At 75.6% G+C, this 550-nt stretch carries 2 protein-coding genes; one reads left to right on the top strand and one right to left on the bottom strand.

Features of this window, described 5'->3' with window-relative positions:
* The first annotated feature begins 21 nt into the window (after window positions 1–21).
* Complete coding sequence (locus F6X68_RS32875) at window positions 22–270, top strand: DUF2630 family protein (protein ID WP_132240301.1); 249 nt, start codon at window positions 22–24, stop codon at window positions 268–270.
* A 45-nt stretch (window positions 271–315) separates the two neighbouring features.
* On the opposite strand, the gene F6X68_RS32870 is transcribed toward F6X68_RS32875, so the two are convergent.
* The coding region (locus F6X68_RS32870) for an RIO1 family regulatory kinase/ATPase (RefSeq protein ID WP_305069303.1) at window positions 316–550 on the bottom strand (235 nt) is incomplete at its 5' end.

Below are 550 nucleotides of genomic sequence, written 5' to 3'. Positions count from 1 at the left end.
GGCCTGTGCCAGGCTCAGGGCATGGACGACAAGACGATCCTCAACCGGATCTCGGAACTGGTCGACGAGGAGCACCGGTTGCGCGCCGACGCGCAGGCCGGCGAGTCGGGCACGGACGACGACGCCCGCACCCGGCTGCGCGAGCTGGAGGAGTCCCTCGACCAGTGCTGGGACCTGCTGCGTCGGCGACGCGCCGCCCGGGAGACCCACGGCGACCCGGACGCCCAGGGGACGCGCCCCAAGCCGGCGGTCGAGCGCTACCTCCAGTGACCCGGGTCCCGGGTGGCCGGTGCCTGGCCACCCGGGACGTCGCGGTCAGCGGATCCCCGCCTCCCGCAGCAGCAGCGCGCTCAGCGCGGCCGGGTCGGCGTCCGCCGCGGGCAGGCCCCGGGCCGCGAACCAGGTGGCGACCACCCGCACGTCGCGGGCCAGGAACTCCGGCCCCTGCGGGTTGGCCACCACGTCGACCACCTGCGGCAGGTCGATGAGCACCAGCCGCCCCGCGTGCACCAGCAGGTTGTACGGCGACAGGTCGCCGTGTGCGAGGCCG

The sequence above is a fragment of the Micromonospora sp. AMSO12t genome, assembly GCF_008806585.1.
Lineage (GTDB): Bacteria > Actinomycetota > Actinomycetes > Mycobacteriales > Micromonosporaceae > Micromonospora > Micromonospora reichwaldensis.
The sequence above is the reverse complement of the archived record's forward strand: the minus strand, read 5'-3'. Positions and strand labels throughout refer to the sequence as shown.